The organism is Humitalea sp. 24SJ18S-53, from assembly GCF_050632385.1.
Taxonomy (GTDB): Bacteria; Pseudomonadota; Alphaproteobacteria; order Acetobacterales; family Acetobacteraceae; genus Humitalea.
This window is the reverse complement of record NZ_CP192599.1, coordinates 1,411,149-1,431,525: the sequence shown is the minus strand read 5'-3', so window position 1 is coordinate 1,431,525 and position 20,377 is coordinate 1,411,149. Positions and strand designations below refer to the sequence as shown.

Below are 20,377 nucleotides of genomic sequence, written 5' to 3'. Positions count from 1 at the left end.
ACCGGCGCGATATATTGGCAAAAGAAAGGGAGGGGCGAGACCGCGCCTCCCGCAGGGCGCATCAGTGACGCCCCTCCCTTTCTTTTGCCAAATCCCGTGGGTTCCAAGGGGCCACGGCCCCTTGGTGGGGGAGGTGTGGAGGGGGCGAAGCCCTCTCCACGGCGCGCCCCCCCAATTCACACCGCCCCGAACTGCGTCTTTGACAGTGGCAGCGTGCGGATGTGCCGGCCGGTCAGTGCCGCCACCGCGTTGACGATCGCTGGCGGCACGGCCGGCAGCCCCGGCTCGCCGATGCCACCCATCGGCGCGCCGCTTTCGACGATGCGCACATGCACGCGCGGCATGCGATCCGGTGGCAGGATCGGGTAGCCATCGAAGTTCCGCGCGCCTGGCGTGCCGTTCTCGTAGGTGAATTCCTCCAGTAGGGTGATCGACACACCCAGTGCAATGGCGGAATTCATCTGCGCTTCGACGATGGCCGGGTTCACGATGCTGCCCGGATCGATCGCGATCCAGACATCATGCACGACGACGGCGCCATCCTTGATCGACACCTCGGAGATCGCCGCGACCTCGCTGCCAAAGGGCGATGCCATGGCGACACCCCGCGCGCGCCGCGTGCCATCGGGTGCGGTGAAGGGACCGCGCTTCCAGCCGCCGGACAACTCGCCCACCGCTTCCAGCAGCGCCTTGTGGCGCGGCTGGTCGGCCAAGAGGGCCAGGCGCAGCGCGAACGGATCCTTGCCCCCCACATCGGCCAATTCATCGAGGAAGGATTCCGAGAAGAAATCATTCATCGAATGCCCGACCGAGCGCCAGAAGCCGATGATGGCCGGGTTCTGCATCGGCACATGCGCGATGCGGCGATGCGGAATGGCGTAGGGTTTCTTGGCGATACCCTCGATCATCGTGTCATCCGCCTTGTCCGCCGGCGCGCCGAACAGGCGGATCAGCAGCCCATCGCCGACCGCTTCCGCATCCAGCGCGACCGGCATCCCCGTGGAATCCAGCCCAGCCCGCATCCGCACCAGCCCCATGGGCCGCAGCGCGTCGCGCAAAAACTCCTCCTCGCGGCTCCAGATCACCTTCACCGGCCGGCCGGCGGCCTTGGACAGCAGGATGGCCTGCGCGAAGGGGATGCTCGCCGGATACAGGAAGTGCCGCCCGAAAAAGCCGCCGAGGATGGGCGAATGCAGGGTCACCTTCTCCGGCGCGATGCCCGCCACCTCGGCCGCGGCGCGCTGGAACATGTCCTGCGCCTGGTTCGGCAGCCAGAGTTCCAGCGACCCATCCGGCTTCCAGGACGCGATGGCCGAAGGCGGTTCCAACTGCCCATGCGCCAGGAAGGGCGCGTCATACACGGCCTCCACCGTGCGGGCCGCTGTCCGCAGCGCCGCGGACGCATCGCCCACCTCCTCCCCCACCATGCCGGGGCCAGGGGTCGCGAGCAGCGTCGCGCGCAGCCCGGCCGAGGAGAAATCGGCCGGCATCACATTGGCCGTGCCAGGCGCCGGATCGGTCCAGGCGACCTCCAGCGTTTCGACCGCGCGACGCGCCCGCCACCAGCGATCGGCCAGGACCGCGACGGCCCCGGGCAGGCGATGGATGGAATGCACCCCCGGCATCGCCCGGACCGCGGCCTCATTGGCGATGGCCCCCGGCTCGCCGCCCAGGCGGGGGGCGTGCTGCACGGCGGCCTGCAACATGCCCTCCACCACGAGGTCGATGCCATAGGTGGCGCGGCCGGTGGATTTGTCCTGCACGTCGATCCGCGCGACGGGCTTGCCGATCCAGCGGAAGGTGGTCGGCGACCGCAGCGGCGGGTTCGCCGGCACCGGCAGCGCCGCCGCGGCCTGCGCCAGGTCGCCATAGGCGATCGCGCGGCCGGATCGCGCATGCAGCACGCGGCCGGGTTCGGTCGTCAGGCTATCGGCCGGCACGCCCAGCCGCGCGGCCGCGGCCTGGACCAGCATCAGCCGGGCCGTCGCACCAAGTTCGCGCATCGCCTGGTAGCTGGTGCGGACCGAACGGCTGCCGCCGGTGACGCGCAAGCCGTCCTCGGCATTGAAGGCCGGGCCGGGCGGCGCGCATTCCACGATGAAGCGCGCGGGTTCGACATCCAGCTCCTCGCCGATGATCTGCGCCATGGCGGTGGCGACACCCTGCCCGCCCTCGACGAAGGGGCTGCGGAACAGGACCGAGCCATCGGCGCGGAGTTCCAGCAGTGCCGACATCGGGTTGCGCCCCGCCGCGGCGGGCGCCGCCTGCCCCAGGGCCGCGCCCCGCGGCAGCACCGCCCCAAGCACGAGCGTGCCGAGGGCCGCACCCAGCGCGCCACGGCGGGACAGGTTGACCGGCCGGCCCGGGGCCTGCGTGATCGCGTTCATCATCATCGCTCCCTCAGGCCTGGGCGGCCTGCCGCACGGCGGCGGCAATGGCGTTGTAGGTGCCGCAGCGGCACAGGTTGACCATCGCGGCGGCGATATCCTCGTCACTCGGCCGCGGGGTCTGCTTCAGCAGGGCCGTCGCCGCCATCACCTGGCCCGACTGGCAGTAACCGCATTGCGGCACCTGCTGCGCCACCCAGGCCGCGACGACACGCTGGCCGACCGGGTCTGCCGTGATCGCCTCGATCGTCATGATCGGTTGGCCCACCACTGCCTCGGCCGGGGTGACGCAGGACCGCGTCGGCTGGCCATCCACCAGCACGGTGCAGGCGCCGCACTGGGCCGCGCCGCAGCCGTATTTGGTGCCGGTCATGCCCAATTCGTCGCGCAGCACCCAAAGCAGCGGGGTATCCGCCTCGGCCTCGATCTGGCGCGTCGCGCCGTTGATGGTCAGTTCCATGGACTCATTCCCGAAGAAGAGAAGCGGCATCGCGAGGGGCGCCGGAATTCAGTCGCACGCCTAGCTGGTGCCGGAAGATGGCAGGCGACACGACTGTCAGGAATGCCCTATAATATTCATGGGCTATTGCGGATTTTTGACATAATGCGCGGCGGCGAATACACCGAACTCCGTTCCTTCGTGGCCGTCGCCGAACGCGGCAGCTTCGCCCGCGCCGCGACGCACCTGGGCGTCACCCCCTCCGCCCTCAGCCAGACCATCCGGGGGCTGGAGGACCGGCTGGGCGTGCGGCTGCTGAACCGCACCACCCGCAGCGTCGCCCCGACCGACGCCGGGTCCAGGCTGCTCGACCGCATCGCGCCGGCTTTCGCCGACCTGGAGGCCGCCGTCGCCGATGTCCGCACCCTGGGCGATCGCCCCTCCGGCAGCCTGCGCATCAATGCCAGCCAGTCGGCCACCGCCGTCTACCTGGCCCCTTTGGTCGGGCGTTTCCTGAACGCCTATCCCGCCATCACGCTGGAAATCGTCGCCGACGACACGCTGGTGGACATCGTCAGCGGCCGCTTCGACGCCGGCGTTCGCTTCGGCGAACGCCTGGAACGCGACATGATCGCGATCCGGCTGAGCGGCGACCTGGAAATGGCCATCGTCGCCGCCCCCGACTACCTCGCCCGCCACGGCACGCCGATGGTGCCGCAGGAGTTGCGGCACCATCGCTGCATCAACTTCCGACTGCCCACCAACCAGAATCTGTATCGCTGGGAGTTCGAACGCGACGGCGCGATGCTGGAGGTTCCGGTGGACGGTCCCCTCATCGCCAACCACACGTCCGTGCAGATCCAGGCCGCGCTGGATGGCGTCGGGATCGGCTATCCGATGCTGGATGACGTGCGCGACCACATCGCCGCCGGCAGGCTGGTGCATATCCTGCGGGACTGGACGCCGCCCTTTCCCGGCTTCTACCTCTACTACCCGAAACACCGGCAGACCCTGCCCGCGCTGCGCGCCTTCATCGATTTTTTCAGCCCATCGCGCGGACCCGCCGGGGGGCCATAGACGCAACCTATGGAACGCGTGGATCATTCGATTTGACGCCCGGGCAGCACCGGCCGATGTCGAACACCAAGGGAGGCAACCACGCCGGCACGGAAACGAGACCGCGCGCTGGCGTCGCCTGAGGGAAACCGACACATGCCAGACCTGCCGCGCCGCATAAAAATCTTCGAAGAAGGCCCACGCGAAGGCTTCCAGTTCGAAAAGGGGCCGATCCCCACCGAAGCGAAGATCCGCCTGATCGACGCCCTGTCCGACACCGGCCTGCGGCACATCCAGATCGCATCCTTCGTCGATCCGCGCCGCGTGCCGGGCATGGCCGATGCCGAAGCCGTCGCGCGCGGCATCCGCGTGCGGCCGGGCGTGGAATACAGCGCGCTTTGGATGAATGAACGCGGGCTGCGCCAGGCGCTGGACATCCCGCACCTGCGCGTCGACGGCAAGGTGCGGCTCTATCCCTCGGGCTCCTTCCTGCGCAGCAACCTCCAGCGCACGCCGGAGGAAAACCGCGCGAAGAATGTCGCCCTCATCCAGACCTGCCTCGCGATCGGCGTGCCGGTGACCGAAGCCAGCATCTCCTCCGCCTTCGGCTGCAATTTCGAGGGCGATATCCCCCTGCCCAGCGTGCTGGCCATGGTCGAGGAAGCGCTGCAACTCTTCACCGAACACGGCTGCACATTGCATCACCTGATCCTGGCCGACACCATGGCCTGGGCGACCCCCCTTTCGGTGCAACGCATGATCGGCGCCATCCGCACCCGCCACCCCGACCTGCCGCTGCGGCTGCACCTGCACGACACGCGCGGCATGGGCCTGGCCAATGCCTTCGCCGGGCTGGCCATGGGCATCGACCTGTTCGACGCCTCGATCGCCGGCCTGGGCGGCTGCCCCTTTGCCAAGCATCGCGCCGCCGCCGGAAATGTCTGCACCGAGGATCTCGTGTCGATGTGCCACGAGATGGGCATCGACACCGGCACCAACCTGGAGGCCCTCGTCACCGCCTCCGAGATCGCGCAGCAGGTCGTCGGCCACCCCCTGCCGGGCCGCGTCGCCCAGGCGGGAAGCCTGTCCGCGATCCGGGAGAAACGCCGTGCCGCATGATGACCTGGGCGCGGTCCTTTCCGCCAGCACCGCCACAGCGCCTCGCCCGCTGAACGGCCTGCGCATCATCGACGTGTCGAACGTGCTGGCCGGGCCGCTTGCGACCTACCTGCTCGCCAGCCTCGGCGCCGAGGTGATCAAGGTCGAGCGCCCCCAGGGCGGCGACCTGGCCCGCAAGATGGGCGCCGATCCCGCGCGCGGCCGTGCCTTCATGGGCACATCCTACCTGGCCACCAGCGCCGGCAAGCGTTCGGTCACGCTCAACCTGCAATCGCCCAAGGGGCAGGAGATCTTCCGCCGCCTGGTCACCAAGGCCGATGCGGTGTTCGAGAATTTCAAACCGGGCACGATGCAGAAACTCGGCCTCGACTACGACGCGCTGCGCCTGGTCAAGCCGGATCTCGTCTACTGCGCCATCTCCGGCTTCGGGCAGGATGGGCCGCTGGCGATGCGCCCGGCCTATGACCAGATCATCCAGGGCATGTCCGGGCTGATGAGCCTGACCGGCACCGATGGCCCGACGCCGAGCCGCGCCGGCTTCGTCGTCTGCGATTCCTTCGCCGGCGCGGTCGCCGCCCTCGGCGCCGTCTCCGCGATCTTCCGCGCGCGCGCGACAGGGGTCGGCGCGATGGTCGATGTCTCCATGCTGGAATCCAGCATGGTCATGGCGGCCTGGATCGTCTCCGACTTCGCCAATGCCGGGCGCGCGCCGACACGCCTTGGCAATGACAGCCGGTCGGCCGCGCCATCGGGCACCTTCCCGACCAAGGACGGCCACATCAACATCGTCTGCAACGAAGACCGCCAGTTCCTCGCCCTCTGCGACGCGCTGGCCTTGGGCGAGATGAAGCAGAGCCCGGTCTGGACCGACCGCCAGGAACGCTTCCGCCGCCGCGACGAGATGAAGGCGATCCTGCACACCGTGCTGGCCCAGAAAACCTCGGCCGAGTGGGACGAGATCCTGACACGGCACGGCGTCCCCTGCGGCCCCATCCTGACGATCCCCGAGGTGCTGGACCTGCCGCATCTGCACGCCCGCGGCTTCCAAAAACCCTGCGCCGGCTCCGACGTCGTCGTCGGCGGCACCGGCATGCGCTTCGCCGGAGAGGCCGAGGACGCACCGCCACTGCCGCCGGAACTCGGCCACGACAATGACGGAATCTACGCCGAACTCGGCTACGACGCCGCCGCACTGGCGGCGTTGCGTGCCGAGCACATCATCTAGCGAGGTTGCGCCATGAAAGGGGCTTCGCCCCTCTCAAACTCACCCCACCAGGGGCCGCCGCCCCTGGACCGGCGGAGTTTTGGCACAATGGAGAGAGGGGCATGATGCGCCCTCGCCCAAGGGCACGCCCGTGACGCCCCTCTCTCCATTGTGCCAAATCCCGTGGGTTCCAAGGGGCCACGGCCCCTTGGTGGGGGAGGTATGGAGGGGGTGTTCAGACCGGAGACATCCCTGACGCCTGTTCGGAGACATGCTTGACGCTTTTGGGCTTGGTTTCTCGGGAGAGGGACGATGCCCTGGAAGGCGTTATCTGTGATCGACACCCGTCGGGAGTTCGTCCGTCTGGCCAGCGTCGGCGATGTCAGCGTGGCGGCGTTATGCCGTCGCTTTGGCATCAGCCGGCAGAGCGGTTTCACCCTGTTGCGGCGTCACCGCGAGGTTGGCGATGCGGGCCTCGTGGAGCGCTCGCGCCGGCCGCACGACAGCCCCAGGCGGGTGGCGCCCGAGATCGAGGCGCAGCTGCTTGCCCTGCGCGCGGCGCACCCGCGCTGGGGCGGGCGCAAGCTGGCGCGGCGGCTGCGCGACCTGGGCGTGGAGGGGGTGCCGGCGCCATCGACGGTGACGCAGGTGCTGCGCCGTGCCGGCCAGATCGACCCGATCGAGGCCGAGCGGCATCGCGCCCTGACCCGCTTTGAACGCCCAGCCCCGAACGAGCTGTGGCAGATGGACTTCAAGGGCCACATCCCGGCCGGCAGCCGGCGCTGCCACCCGCTGACCGTGCTGGACGACCATTCGCGCTACGCCCTGGGCATCGCCGCCTGTGCTGGCGAGACGCTGATCGAGGTCCAGGGTCGGCTGACCGCGCTGTTCCGCCGCTATGGCCTGCCCGGCGCCATCCTGTGCGACAATGGCTCACCCTGGGGCGCCACGGGCCATACCGGCAGGCTGGCGGTGCAGCGCAGCGCCTTCGAGGTCTGGCTGATGCGGCTGGGCGTGGCGACCCTGCATGGGCGGCCGCGGCATCCGCAGACCCAAGGCAAGGACGAGCGGTTCCACCGCACGCTGGATGTGGAGGTGCTGCAGGGCCGGCGCTTCGCCGACCTGGACGACTGCCAGGCGGCGTTCAACGCCTGGCGGCCAGTCTACAACGAACAGCGCCCGCATGAGGCGCTGGGCATGGACGTGCCGGCGAGCCGCTACCGGCCCAGCAGCCAGGGCTTTCCCGAGGTGCTGCCGACGCCCGACTACTACCAGACCGACCTGGTGCGCCGGGTGCGGCCGAATGGCTGCTTCAAACTGCATGGCAGGATGGTCGGGCTGTCGCAGGCCTTCGCCGGGCTGGACATCGCGCTGCGTGCGACGGGGCGGGATGGCGTGCTGAGCCTGCACTTCATGCGCTTCAGGCTGGGTGAGGTGGACATCACCGGGCCAGAAACGATAATCGGACCCGTCAGGGATGTCTCCGAACACCCGTCAAGCATCTCTCCGGTCTGAACAAGGGGGCGAAGCCCTCTCCACGGCGCAACCGCCCCGATGTTTCCACAACCTGCCAGGACGATCCCGCATGTTCGGCTTCCCGCCGCCCCGCGTCATTCCGACCGAAGTCTTCGCCACCCTGCCGGACACCTACCGCAGGACCGGCGTCGGCGCGCCGCGCACGCGGTCCCGCAGCGGATCGGTGCTGGAGGGTCCGTCCTTCGACCTCGCGGGCAACCTCTACATCACCGACATCCCGAATGGCCGCGTCTTCCGCATCGCGCCGGACGGCACCTTCGCCCTGGTCGCCGAATATGATGGTGAGCCGAACGGGCTGAAGATCCACCAGGACGGACGGATCTTCATCGCCGATCACCGCCACGGCTTGATGCTGCTGGATCCCGCCAGCGGCGCCGTCACCTCCTTCCTTGAAGGCCCGGACAAGGAGCGTTTCAAGGGCGTCAATGACCTGGTCTTCGCGCGCAATGGCGACCTGTTCTTCACCGACCAGGGCCAGACCGGGCTGCACGACCCCACCGGCCGGGTCTATCGCCTGACACCGGACGGCCAGTTGACCGCGCTGGTCGGCAATGTGCCGAGCCCGAACGGCATCGTGCTGAACCGATCGGAAAAAGTGGTCTTCGTCGCCGCCACCCGGTCGAACGAGATCTGGATCCTGCCACTGACCGACAAGGGCGGGGTGACCAAGGCCGGGCTCTTCGCCCAACTCCCCTGCCCCGGCCCGGATGGCATGGCGCTGGATGCCAAGGGCAACCTGGCCGTGGCGCATCCCGGCCTCGGCATCGTGTGGCTCTTCGACAAGCGCGGCTTGCCGATCGGGCGCGTCGAATCCTGCGCGGGTGCGATGGTGATGAATGTCGCCTATGGCGGCCCCGACAATCGCTGGCTCTACATCACCGAGGCGGCAAGTTGCTCCGTGCTGCGCGCCGAGATGCCGGAGCCGGGGCTGGCATTGTTCTCCCATGCCGGGGCCTAGTGCCAATAGGACGCCATGGGATACCCTACCGCGACCCTGTTCGCGCACGATCACCACGCTGGAGACTCCTCCCCGATGCCTGACACAATGATCGACACCACGCGTCTGCGTTACGGCGTCGGCCAGTCGGTTCCACGGCAGGAGGATCCGGTCCTGCTGCGTGGTGAGGGCCGCTACACCGACGACCTCGCGCTCCCTGGCCAGGCCTGGGGCGTCATGGTGCGCAGCCCCTACCCGCACGGCATCATCCGCGGCATCGGCACGGAAGCCGCACTGGCGATGCCGGGCGTGCTGGGCGTCTATACCGGGGCCGACATGGCCGATTACGCCGGGCTGAAATGCGCCTTCGCCTTCAAGAACCGCGACGGCACGCCCTACACCAACGTCTCCCGCCCGATCCTGCCGCAAGACAAGGTCCGCTTCGTCGGCGATCCGGTCGCCCTCGTCGTGGCCGAGACGCGGATGCAGGCCAAGGATGCGGCCGAGATGGTCGAGCTGGACATCGACGCGCTCGACGCGGTCACCGATGCCGTTGCCGCCAGCCAGCCCGGCGCGCCGCAGGTCTTCGACGAGGTGCCCAACAACCTTGTGCTGGACTTCCATTTCGGCGACGCGGCGAAAACCGCCGCGGCCTTCGCCGGCGCCGCGCATACCGTCAAGCTGGATATCCGCAACAACCGCATCGTCGTCTGCCCGATGGAACCACGCAGCGCCATCGCCGCATACGATGACGGGCGCTACGTCCTGCGCATGCAGAGCCAGGGCGTCTTCGGCATGCGCAACCTGATCGCCAATATCCTGAAGGTGCCGACGGGCCAGGTGCAGATCCTGACCGGCAATGTCGGCGGATCCTTCGGCATGAAGTCCAACGCCTATCCGGAATATACTTGCCTGTTGCATGCGGCCCGCGCACTGGGCCGGCCGGTGAAATGGACCGACGAACGCACCGGCGGGTCGTTTCTCTCCGACGGGCATGGCCGCGACAATGAGGTGACGGCGGAACTCGCGCTGGACAAGGACGGCCGCTTCCTGGCCGTGCGGTTGACCACGCTGTCCAACCTCGGCGCCTATCTCAGCAACACCGGGCCGAACATGAGCACCGGCAATTTCATCAAGAACATCCAGTCCAACTACAGCACGCCGCTGATCGAAATCTCCACCCGCTGCCTGCTGTCCAACGTCACGCCGATCGTCTCCTACCGCGGTGCCGGCCGGCCCGAGAGCAACTACTTCATGGAGCGGCTGATCGAGACGGCGGCCGCCGAGATGGGCATCGATGCCATCGACCTGCGCCGCCGCAACCATATCCGCCCCGACCAGCTTCCCTATGCCTCGGCATCGGAATCGCTCTACGACAGCGGCGATTTCTCCGCCGTGCTCGACGATGCGCTGGCGGAGGCGGATTGGGACGGGTTTGCCGCCCGTGCCGAAGATAGTGCCGCGCGCGGAAAACTGCGCGGGCGCGGCATCGGCAACTTTTTGGAATGCACCGGCGTGCCATCCAAGGAGATGGGCGGCATCCGCTTCAACGACGATGGCACCGTCACCATCGTCACCGGCACGCTGGACTACGGCCAGGGCCATTGGACGGCCTTCGCCCAGGTCTTGCAGGCCGAACTCGGCGTGCCGTTCGAGAAGATCAAGCTGCTGCAAGGCGATTCCGACCAGCTCATCGCCGGCGGCGGCACCGGCGGTTCGAAATCACTGATCGCCTCCGGCACCGCCATCGTCGAGGCCTCGGCCCTGGTCGTCGAAAAGGGCAAGCTCGCGGCGGCGCATGTGCTGGAAGCCTCGGTCGCCGATATCGAATTCGCCGCCGGCCGCTTCAGCGTCGCGGGCACCGATCTTGGCATCGACATCATGGAACTGTCCCGCACGCTCCGCGTCACGCCGGCCCTGCCGGATGAGGTGCCGCGCAGCCTGGATGTCAGCCATCTCTTCGACCAGGTGCCGATGGCCTTCCCGAATGGCTGCCACATCGCCGAGGTCGAGATCGATCCCGACACCGGCCAGGTGCAGGTCGTGCGCTACCACGCGGTCAACGACTTCGGCACGATCGTGAACCCGATGCTGGTGCAGGGCCAGGTCCATGGCGGCATCGCCCAGGGCATCGGCCAGGCGATCATGGAGCACGTCGAATACACGCAGGACGGCCAGATGCTGACCGGGTCCTTCACCGACTATGCCCTGCCGCGCGCGAGCGACCTGCCCTCCTTCGCGCTCAGCAGCCATCCGGTGCCGGCGACGTCCAACCCCCTGGGCGCGAAAGGCTGTGGTGAGGCCGGATGCGCCGGCTCACTGCCCGCCGTGATGAACGCGGTGGTCGATGCGCTGAAAGTCTATGGCATCACGCACATCAACATGCCGGTGCGGGCCGAACAGGTCTGGGCCGCGATCCAGGCGGCCAAGCCCGGCTGAGGGTTCAATTCGCCTCGGGGTTCGCGTGGCGCGCCAGGATGCGCAGCCGCGCGATCTCCTCCTCCATGAAGGCGCGGAAGGCTTCGGGGCTGTTGAGCACAGGCTCGGCCCCTTCCGCCGCCAGGCGCTGCCGCACATCGGGCAGGTTCATGATCTCGCGGAACTGGCCGAGCAGCGTGTCGACGACCGGCCGCGGCGTGCGCGCCGGCGCCAGCATCCCGTACCAGGTGTCGAACAGGAAGGCGGGCAGCCCCGCCTCGTCCGTCGTCGGCACCTCCGGCATCGCGATCGACCGCGTGCGCGACGGCACGGCCAATGCGCGCACCCGGCCGCTGGTCACAAAGGCCTTCGCCCCGCTGACGCTGCCGAAATAGGCATCGACCTCACCGGCGATCAGCGCATTCAGCGCCGGCCCCGCGCCCTGGTAGGGGATGTGGGTGATGTCCACCCCGGCCGCCTGCTTGAAGGCCTCGCCCGCCAGATGCGTCGCCCCGCCGACGCCGGTCGAGGCGAAATTGTATTTCCCCGGCGACGCCTTCGCCAATGCGATGAAATCCTGCAACGTCGACACACCCAGCGAGGGATGCACCAGCACCACATTCGGCACGATCGCGATCTCGGTGATCGGCTCGAAGGAGGCAACGGGATCGAAGCCGGCCCTGGTCGGCGTCACCGCGTTCAACACGTGGGATGTCGTGATCATCAGCAGCGAATAGCCATCCGGCGCAGAGCGCGCGACATTCTCCGCGGCGATACTCGAATTGGCACCCGCCCGGTTCTCGATGAAGGCCTGGGCCCCGAAGCGTTCGCCCATCTTCTGCGCGATCAGCCGCGCCAGCGTGTCCACCGCGCCGCCAGGCGCGAAGCCGACGACGATGCGGATCGGCCGGCTGGGATAGGTTTGCGCGAAGGCCGGGGCGGACAGCCCCAGCAGCGAGGCGGCGATGACGCCGCGGCGGGTGGATGGCATGGTTTCCTCCGATTTTATCTGGTTGGCCACTCGGGCGGGTGGGTGCCGAGCCGCACCGGCGGCCGATCCGCCCGCAACGGCGTGCCGCTCATCGCCAGCACCGGGCCGAGATAGCCGACTGCGCCTTCGGTGCTCGCGACCGACATCATGAAGGGGGCCGTCACATCGGCGGGCAGCCCTGGCGGCACAGCCTCCAGCGCCGCGGCATCCACCAGGCCGAGGCCGACGAGCCAGTGCTGCGTCGTCACCAGCGACACGCGCACGCGCCAACTGCCGCCCTCGGTCGCGCGCCGCGCAAGGGCCGCCATGATCCCCAGGGTCAGCAGGTTGCCGGCGATGTAGTCCAGCGCCGAAACCGGCAGCACCGCGGGCTGCCCCGGGCCGCCCGTCCGATCGGCGATGCCGGTCGCGGATTGCACGACGGTGTCGTAGCCGCGCCGGTTTCGCCACGGCCCCTCATGCCCCCAGGCGCTGAGCGTCGCGACGACGATCCCCGGCCGCATGGCCGCCAGGTCCTCCGCGCCGAAGCCATGCGATGCCAGGGCGCCGGGGCGATAGGATTGCAGGAAGACATCGCCGTCGCGCACCAGCGCCTTCAACTGTTCGGCCTGCTCCGGCACACGGACATCAAGGTAGGTGGACAGCTTCCCGACGCCGCTGTCGATGTCCAGGATGCCGGAATCCGGCAGGTCGGGGCGCGAGACCTTCAGCACCTCGGCGCCATGTTCGGCCAGCGCCCGCCCGCAGGCCGGCCCCGCGATGACGCGCGTCAGATCCAGCGCGCGGATGCCGGCCAGGGGGCGGTCGCCCGGCGGCAGCGCCTCCGGCGGTGCGTCGCCGATGCGGGTGATCTCCAGCACCGGCATCTGGGCGACAAAGGGGTAATGCGGATGCGCCTGCCATTCGGCGGCGGTCCGGGTGAAGGATCCGCAAGCGCCACCATCATGAAGCGCGGTCTCCAGCGCCTCGCCATCCCATTCCGCGCAGGCGCGTTCCATCGCCGCGCGTTCGGCCGGCACACCCAGCACGGCGGCGGCCCGGTCACGCAGGTTCGGGAAATTGCAGTGCAGGTAGACCGAACGGCCGTCCTTGACGCGATAAAACCCGCTCAGCCTGTCGCCATGCGGCTTCGGCCGCGTGCCATCGATGGTCAGGTAATGGTTCGCCCGCAGCGAGGCGACCGCCGCAGGCACCCCGACCGACACCACCTGGGGCGCCCCGCCGCGCAGCCTGGAAAGGTCCGCCGCCGCAAGGCCGACGGCCAGATGCACCGCGGCCCCCGCCGTGCCGATACGGTAGGGCGTCGGCAGCACCGGATCGCTGCCCGAGGCCGTCGCCGCCTTCGCCGCGATCCCCGCCGCGGTGCAGAGGTCGGCCAGCGCCGCCCAAACCCGTGGTGCCGATGCCTGAATCTGGTCCATGATCTTGTCCTTGGAAGGTCCCGGCCCGGATGCTTGCACAGCACCGGATCTTTGCCAGGGCGCTAGTCCCGGAAACTGGATGCGACACCATCCAGCTTGCGCATCAGCGACGGCCATTCGAGCAACCCGTAGCGCCGCGAATTCCGCACATCATACATCGACGTCGAGGCCTCGATGACCTCCGGCGACAAGGTGTTCAACTCGGTATTGCAGGCCAATGCGCGCAGTTGCGCGTCGCAGGCGCGTTCCAGCCCCCACATCGCGATGAAGGCCTCCGGCACGCTTTCCCCCAAGGTCAGCAAGCCATGGTTCCGCAGGATCATCGCGTTGTTCTGGCCCAGGCTGCGCGCCAGCGCGTCGCGATGCGCGGGATCACGCTCCGGCCCCACGAAATCATGATAGGAGATGCGGCCGTAGAAACGCGTCGCCGTCTGCGTCAGCGGCAGCAGCCCGCATTTCAGCGCCGACACGGCCATGCCCGCGACCGTATGGGTATGCATGACCGCCTGCGCATCCGGGCGCGCGCGATACAGCCCGCTGTGGATGGTGAAGCCCGCCGGATGCAGCCCATAGGGCAGGTCGGGCTTGTAGAGGATCTCGCCCTCCAGCGTGACCTTCAGCAGCGACGTCGCGGTGATCTCGCCGAACAGCATGCCATTGGGGTTGATCAGGAAATGCCCGGGGCTGTCCGGCACGCGCGCGGAGATGTGGGTATAGATCATATCCGACATCCCGTAGCTCTCGCAGAGCCGGTAGCAGGCCGCGAGATTGACCCGCGCCTCCCATTCCGCCGCGCTGACGCGCTCGCGCAGGGGCATGATCATATCGTTCATTGCCATATGCCTTCATCTGGACGTTGGACGGGACGCGCGGAAAATGCGGCGTGGCCGGATCAGCGTCCAATCAGCATTCAGGCCGATGACATAGACGCAGGCTATGCACCCACGACCTGGCGCAGATGCGTGACGAAGTGATCCATCAGCCGTGACCGCGGCGCCGACCTGGCCCGCACCAGCAGCGCCGAGAATTCGATACGCGGCAGCAGCGGCCGCGCCAACAATCCCGGCAGCGGCATGGACTCCAGCAGATACGGCTCGACCAACGCGATGCCCGCGCCGTGATAGGCCAGGATGATCCCGGTCAGCGAAAAACTGACCTGCACCGAAATCCGCGGCGCGATCCCGGCCTGCGCCAGGGCCCGGTCCACCGGCAGGCGGAACAGCGTCTGCGGCAGGTAGGTGATCAGCGGATAGGGTTCGAGGTCGCGCACCTCGATCTCCGCCCGCGACGCGAGGGGATGATCCTCGCGCAGCACGCAGGCAAGGCCGGACCGCGCCAGGACCTCCGTCTCCACTTCCGGGCTGTCCACCGGCTCATGCGCGATCCCCAGCTCCACCTCGCGGCTGACGACGCGATCCACCACCTGCGGCGAGGTGAGGGATTGCAGCACCACGCGAATATTCGGCCGATCCTCCAGGAAGCTCGCCACCGCCTTGGCCAGGTAGCCATTGGCGATCGGAAAGGCCGCCGCGACCGACAGCGTGCCGAGCCGCCCACCGGCCAGGTCCGCCGTCAGCCGCCCGACCGCGTCCAGCCGGCCAAAGACGGCGGCGACATCCGGATAGATCGCCTGGGCTTCGGGGGTGGCACGCAAGCGGCCGCCGACACGCTCGAACAAGCGCATCTTCATGCTGGTTTCGCAGTGCTTCAGCACGGTGCTGACCGATGGCTGCGTCACGCCAAGCAAGCGCGCGGCACCCGTCACCGATCCCGTGCGCATGATCGCGTGAAACACCTCCATCTGCCGAAGATTCATCACGATGGAGTCAAAGCCGCACGAGCTGCTTGCCGAAATTCTGGCCACTCATCATCCGCACAAACGCCGCGGGCACCTGGTCGAAGCCATCCAGCACATCCTCGCGGAACTGGAGCCTTTTCTCCGCCCGCCATCGGGACAGCCGCTTCACCGCCTCATCCCGCCGATGCATCCAGTCGAACATCGTCAGCCCCTGGATCGTCGCGCGCGTCGCGATCATGCGTGAACTGGCCCGCAGCCCGATATCCTCATTCGCCGAAAGATTGGCGACGGCGATGCGCCCGCAGATCACCACCTTGGCGAAATTCGCGAGGTTCCGCAGCACGGCATCATGAATCTCGCCGCCCGTATTGTCGTAGAAGAAATCGACACCGTCAGGGCAGCAGGCCGCCAGGCTCTTGGTCAAATTGTCGGTGGTCTTGTAGTTGATGACCTCGTCGAAGCCGATCTCGCGGCACCACGCGAGCTTCTCATCCGATCCGGCGATGCCGACCACGCGGCATCCCGCGATCTTGGCGATCTGGCCGGCGATCTGCCCGACACCGCCCGATGCGGCGGACACGACGACGGTATCGCCGGGCCGCGGACGCCCGACCTCCATCATCCCGAAATACGCCGTCAGGCCCGGCATCCCGAGCCAGGACAGGAAGGCCTCCGGCGGCAGGCCCCGCGTGCAGCGGATCACCCCAGTCAGGTCCGGCGTCAGCACGGCATGTTCCTGCCAGCCGATATCCAGGGATTCGACCACATCGCCCACGCGCCAGGCGGGGTGGTTGGATGCCACGACCTCCCCCACGCCACCGCCGATCATGACATCGCCGATGCCCAGGCCCTTTGTGCCAGGGGCCGGCTTGTTCAGCCGCCCGCGCATATAGGGGTCCACGGACAGCCACAGCGTGCGGACCAGGATCTGTCCCGGCCCCGCGACCGGACGGTCGTCCTCGGCCATCGCCCAGGTGCCGACACCCGCGGCGCCCGTCGCGTAGTCCGCAAGCACCCATTTTCGATTGCGCATCAAGACGCTCCCTGCAACTGCGGCGACCATTTGCCATGATGGCGTTAAAAGTCAAACCATTTGACCTTATCAAGCCGCCATGTGATGGTCGCCACGCACCGGGACGACACCTGTGGCCCGGCGGCCGGATGAGCGACGCCCGTCAGGGGAACCAAGCGCTCACATTTTCGGGGGAGAATCTCGTTGGCACGCCTGGCATACGCCGACACGTCACAGCCGGATCATGCCGGTCTGGTGCAGGACATCCTTGAACAGCGCGGCGAAGTTCCGCACTTGTATCGCATGTTGCTGCATGCCCCCGCCGTCACGGCGGGCTGGCTGCATCACCTGACGAATGTGCGGCAGCAGACGCGCCTGCCTGGCCTGCTGCGCGAATTGGTGATCATCCGCATCGCCCTGCTTAACAACGCCCCCTACGAGGCGGAGCAGCACGCGCCGATCGCGCGGAAGGAAGGGGTCACGGAAGCCCAGTTGCAGGCGCTGGCCGACTGGCCAGCCGCCGATGTCTTCGACGACGTGCAGCGCGCGGTGCTGGCCTATACCGATGCCATGACCAGGCAGATCCAGGTGCCCGACACGGTTTTCGCCGATGTGCGACGCGTCTTCGATGACCAGGGCATCGTCGAGCTGACCGCGGCGATCGCCACCTACAACATGGTGTCGCGCTTCCTCGAAGCCCTGGAAATCCATTCGACCGACCAGGTCGAGCCGGGAGGCTGACGGCGAGGTTTCACCAGAGGGAGGAAAGCAATGAAAACCGTCAAGATCCTGGTCGCGGCACTCGCCGCGTTCTGCGTGTCGTCAATCGCCCAGGCGCAGCAGGAATTCCCGAACCGCAACATCACCCTGGTGGTGCCCTTCCCCGCCGGCAGCACGACCGACACGGTCGCGCGCCGCATGGCGGAATACTGGCGACCGCTGGCCCGGGTCCCCGTCCTCGTCGACAATCGCCCAGGCGCGGACGGCAACATCGCCGCGTCCTTCGTCCTGCGTGCGCCGGCCGACGGCCACACGATCTTCGTCACGGGCAATTCGGTGCATGGCGCCAATCCCAACATCTATCGCCAGATGCCCTTCGACGCGGTGGCCGATTTCGCCCCCGTCGCCGGCGTCATGTCGATCCCGATGATCCTGACCGTGCGGGCGGATTTCCAGGCGCGGACCATCGGCGAGTTCATTGAACTCGCCAAGAACCGCCAGCCGCCGTTCCTGTTCGCGAGCGGCAACATGTCGACGCTCGGCTCCGCCGAATTGTTCGGCGGCCGCGCCGGCATCCCGCGCGAACACGTCCCCTATCGCGGCTCGCCACAGGTGGTGACCGATCTCCTGGGCGGCCAGTTCTCCTGGGCCTTCATCGATGCGCTGACCTCCATGAGCCATATCCAGAACGGCTCCCTCCGCGCGCTGGCCGTGACCAGCGCCACCCGGCTGCCGAGCCTGCCGAACGTGCCCACGGTGGCCGAAAGCGGCTTCACCGGCTTTGAGATGGGCGCCTGGGTCGGCCTCGTCGTCCCCGTGCGCACGCCGCAGGATGTCGTGGACCGGTTGAGCCGCTGGACGCTGGATTTCGCCAACGACCCCGCGACGGTGCAGTTCCTCGCGCAGATCAGCGCGACGCCCCTGCCCTATACCGCGCCGCAACTGCGCGCCTTCATCAACAACGAAGTCGCCACATGGTCCGAAATCGTCAGCATCGGCAACATCGAGCGCAAGTAGCGCATCGCCCAAAAAGCACGGAGAGAAACGCATGACCGAAAGCGATCGCCTGGGCGGCGCGCTGCAACGCCGTGGCGTGCTGCTGGGCGCCGCGGCGCTGGCGGGGCTGCAGGGCCGCACCGCGACGGCGCAGACGGCCGCCCCCGCCTGGCCGGTGCGCCAGGCGCGCTTCCTTATCCCCTTCGCCGCGGGCGGCGCCCAGGACATCCTGATCCGCCTCATCGCCCAGCGACTGAGCCAGAAACTGGGTTCGACCTTCATCGTCGAGAACAAGGCCGGCGCCGGCGGCGCCATCGGCACCATGGAAGTCGCACGCGCCGCACCCGATGGCGCGACGCTGCTCGCCACCACGATGGGCATCTCCATCCTGCCCGGCATCCAGCCCCGCCTCGGCTTCGATCCGGTGCGCGAACTGGCGCCAGTCTCGCTGCTCAGCGACATGGCGCTCGGCTTCATGGTGCGTGCGGATTCACCGATCCGCGACCTCGGCGACCTGCTGGCCAAGGCCAAGGCGGAACCCGACCGCTACACCTATGGCTCCGGCGGCGTCGGCACGGCGGCGCATCTGGCGGGCGCGATGCTCAATGCCATGGCGGGGGTGGAGCTGACCCACGTGCCCTATGGCGGCGTCGCCCGCGCGGTCACCGCGATCTACACGGGCGAAATCGACACGGTCTTCGGCAGCGCGCTGGAGATCCTGCCGCATATCCGCGCCGGACGCGGCCGGCTGCTGGCCATCACCCTGTCCGAACGCCTGCCGAACCTGCCCGACGTGCCCACCATGGCCGAATACGTGCCCGGCTATACCGCGCCAAGCTGGTTCGCCCTCTTCGCGCCCAAGGGCTTTCCGGCACCGCTGATGGACCGGCTCGTCACGGAATTGGCGGAGATGCGGACCGAGCCCAGCGTGCTGGCCTGGATCGCCCAGGGCGAGGCGCTCATGCGCCTCGACGGGCCAGCGCCGCTGGCCGAACGCCTGGCCACGGATATCGCGAAATGGCGTGACGTGATCGCGCGCGCCAACATTCGCGCGGAGTGACGTATAAGGTTTGACCATTTGACATTCGGCCTGTCGCATGGCATCGAAAGCCCATGCCGGGCCGACAACATCGGCGAGCATCAAGCGGGCGGATCCAAGATGTTCAACATGACCCAAGAACAACGCGCGATCCGGGACAGCGTCGCCGCGTTGTGCAAACGCTTCGGCGACGACTACTGGGCGGCTTGCGAGCGCGACGAACGCTTCCCCACCGAATTCCACAAGGCGATGGCCGCCGACGGCTGGTTCGGGCTGACGACGGCGGAAAAGCACGGCGGCGCCGGCCTCGGCATCAAGGAAGCCGCGATCGTCATGCACACCGTCGCCCTGCATGGCGGCGGCATGGCGGCGACCTCCTCCATCCACATGAACATCTTCGGCTTCCACCCGGTCGTGGTCCACGGCAACGACGAACAGCGCGCCGCCTGGGTCCCGGGCCTCATTGCCGGCGACGACCAGGTCTGCTTCGGCATCACCGAACCCGATGCCGGCCTCGACACGACGAGCATCACCACCTTCGCGACCAAGGTCGACGGCGGCTACCGCGTGTCCGGCCGGAAGATGTGGACCTCCACCGCCCAGGTCGCCAACAAGATCCTGTTGCTGACACGCACGACCCCGAAGGCCGACGGCAAGCGCCCGACCGACGGCATGACGCTGTTCTACACCGACCTTGATCGCACGAAGGTCGAGGTGCGGCGCATTCCGAAGCACGGCCGCGCCGCCGTGGATTCCAACGCCGTCTTCATTGACGACCTCTTCATCCCCGACGGCCACCGCGTGGGCGAGGAGGGCCGCGGCTTCCGCTACCTGCTGGACGGGCTGAACCCGGAGCGCATCCTGATCGCGGTCGAAGCCATCGGCATCGGCCAGGATGCCCTCGGCCGCGCCGCGAAATACGCCCAGGAACGCGTCGTGTTCGGCCGCCCCATCGGCAAGAACCAGGGCATCCAGCACCCCCTGGCGGAATGCTGGCTGAACCTGGAAGCGGCCCTGCTGATGGCCGAACGCGCCGCCGAACTCTACGACCGCGGCGAGTCCTGCGCGACCGAGGCCAATGGCGCAAAATTCCTGGGCGCGAAGGCCGGCTACGACGCCTGCCTGCAGGCGGTCCTGACCCATGGCGGCATGGGCTATGCGAAGGAATTCCACGTCGAACGCCTGCTGCGTGAGGTGCTGGTCTGCCGCATCGGCCCGGTCACCGAACAACTCATCCTGTCCTTCATCGCCGAGAAGGCGCTTGGGCAGCCGAAGTCCTACTAGATCACGCAATTTGGGAGGAC

At 68.1% G+C, this 20,377-nt stretch carries 17 protein-coding genes; 10 read left to right on the top strand and 7 right to left on the bottom strand.

All coding sequences use genetic code 11. The annotated features are described in order from the left end of the window. Positions 1-176 precede the first annotated feature (176 nt). Positions 177-2,387, bottom strand: coding sequence for a molybdopterin cofactor-binding domain-containing protein (locus tag ACQW02_RS06975; protein WP_431284540.1), 2,211 nt, complete (start codon positions 2,385-2,387; stop codon positions 177-179). A gap of 13 nt (positions 2,388-2,400) precedes the next feature. Further along, positions 2,401-2,847, bottom strand: a complete 447-nt coding sequence (locus ACQW02_RS06970; RefSeq protein ID WP_431284539.1) for a (2Fe-2S)-binding protein — start codon at positions 2,845-2,847, stop codon at positions 2,401-2,403. A gap of 144 nt (positions 2,848-2,991) precedes the next feature. Here ACQW02_RS06970 and ACQW02_RS06965 point away from each other — a divergent pair, with 144 nt between their 5' ends. The 6 genes from ACQW02_RS06965 to ACQW02_RS06940 all read left to right on the top strand — a co-directional run bounded on the left by ACQW02_RS06965 (position 2,992) and on the right by ACQW02_RS06940 (position 11,117). Continuing rightward, positions 2,992-3,903, top strand: coding sequence for a LysR family transcriptional regulator (locus tag ACQW02_RS06965; protein ID WP_431284538.1), 912 nt, complete (start codon positions 2,992-2,994; stop codon positions 3,901-3,903). Between the two features lie 135 nt (positions 3,904-4,038). Then, entirely contained in the window at positions 4,039-5,001 is a 963-nt protein-coding gene (locus ACQW02_RS06960) for a hydroxymethylglutaryl-CoA lyase (protein WP_431284537.1), read from the top strand. Continuing rightward, positions 4,991-6,226, top strand: a complete 1,236-nt coding sequence (locus tag ACQW02_RS06955) for a CaiB/BaiF CoA transferase family protein (protein ID WP_431284536.1) — start codon at positions 4,991-4,993, stop codon at positions 6,224-6,226. Before ACQW02_RS06960 ends, ACQW02_RS06955 begins: the two co-directional genes overlap by 11 nt. A gap of 312 nt (positions 6,227-6,538) precedes the next feature. Then, complete coding sequence (locus ACQW02_RS06950) at positions 6,539-7,720, top strand: IS481 family transposase (protein ID WP_431284535.1); 1,182 nt, start codon at positions 6,539-6,541, stop codon at positions 7,718-7,720. A gap of 70 nt (positions 7,721-7,790) precedes the next feature. Beyond that, positions 7,791-8,699 carry an SMP-30/gluconolactonase/LRE family protein gene (locus ACQW02_RS06945; protein WP_431284534.1) on the top strand — a complete coding sequence of 303 codons (909 nt, stop codon included), beginning with the start codon at positions 7,791-7,793 and terminating at the stop codon, positions 8,697-8,699. A gap of 75 nt (positions 8,700-8,774) precedes the next feature. Then, complete coding sequence (locus ACQW02_RS06940; RefSeq protein ID WP_431284533.1) at positions 8,775-11,117, top strand: xanthine dehydrogenase family protein molybdopterin-binding subunit; 2,343 nt, start codon at positions 8,775-8,777, stop codon at positions 11,115-11,117. Between the two features lie 4 nt (positions 11,118-11,121). On the opposite strand, the gene ACQW02_RS06935 is transcribed toward ACQW02_RS06940, so the two are convergent. The 5 genes from ACQW02_RS06935 to ACQW02_RS06915 all read right to left on the bottom strand — a co-directional run bounded on the left by ACQW02_RS06935 (position 11,122) and on the right by ACQW02_RS06915 (position 16,339). Further along, positions 11,122-12,087 (bottom strand): Bug family tripartite tricarboxylate transporter substrate binding protein, encoded by a 966-nt coding sequence (locus ACQW02_RS06935; protein WP_431284532.1) that lies wholly within the window; start codon positions 12,085-12,087, stop codon positions 11,122-11,124. 14 nt (positions 12,088-12,101) lie between these two features. Continuing rightward, positions 12,102-13,508: a CoA transferase gene (locus ACQW02_RS06930; RefSeq protein ID WP_431284531.1), complete on the bottom strand. Its 1,407-nt coding sequence runs from the start codon at positions 13,506-13,508 to the stop codon at positions 12,102-12,104. A 62-nt stretch (positions 13,509-13,570) separates the two neighbouring features. Then, a complete protein-coding gene (locus ACQW02_RS06925) occupies positions 13,571-14,341 on the bottom strand; it encodes a class II aldolase/adducin family protein (protein ID WP_431284530.1) in 771 nt (256 codons plus the stop codon). A gap of 101 nt (positions 14,342-14,442) precedes the next feature. Continuing rightward, positions 14,443-15,324, bottom strand: coding sequence for a LysR family transcriptional regulator (locus ACQW02_RS06920; RefSeq protein WP_431285870.1), 882 nt, complete (start codon positions 15,322-15,324; stop codon positions 14,443-14,445). Positions 15,325-15,334: 10 nt separating this feature from the next. Next, a complete protein-coding gene (locus ACQW02_RS06915; RefSeq protein WP_431284529.1) occupies positions 15,335-16,339 on the bottom strand; it encodes an NADP-dependent oxidoreductase in 1,005 nt (334 codons plus the stop codon). 183 nt (positions 16,340-16,522) lie between these two features. Here ACQW02_RS06915 and ACQW02_RS06910 point away from each other — a divergent pair, with 183 nt between their 5' ends. The 4 genes from ACQW02_RS06910 to ACQW02_RS06895 all read left to right on the top strand — a co-directional run bounded on the left by ACQW02_RS06910 (position 16,523) and on the right by ACQW02_RS06895 (position 20,357). After that, complete coding sequence (locus ACQW02_RS06910; RefSeq protein ID WP_431284528.1) at positions 16,523-17,059, top strand: carboxymuconolactone decarboxylase family protein; 537 nt, start codon at positions 16,523-16,525, stop codon at positions 17,057-17,059. Positions 17,060-17,089: 30 nt separating this feature from the next. After that, positions 17,090-18,055 (top strand): Bug family tripartite tricarboxylate transporter substrate binding protein, encoded by a 966-nt coding sequence (locus ACQW02_RS06905; protein WP_431284527.1) that lies wholly within the window; start codon positions 17,090-17,092, stop codon positions 18,053-18,055. Between the two features lie 31 nt (positions 18,056-18,086). Next, complete coding sequence (locus ACQW02_RS06900) at positions 18,087-19,094, top strand: Bug family tripartite tricarboxylate transporter substrate binding protein (RefSeq protein WP_431284526.1); 1,008 nt, start codon at positions 18,087-18,089, stop codon at positions 19,092-19,094. Positions 19,095-19,202: 108 nt separating this feature from the next. After that, positions 19,203-20,357, top strand: coding sequence for an acyl-CoA dehydrogenase family protein (locus ACQW02_RS06895; RefSeq protein WP_431284525.1), 1,155 nt, complete (start codon positions 19,203-19,205; stop codon positions 20,355-20,357). Positions 20,358-20,377 lie beyond the last annotated feature (20 nt).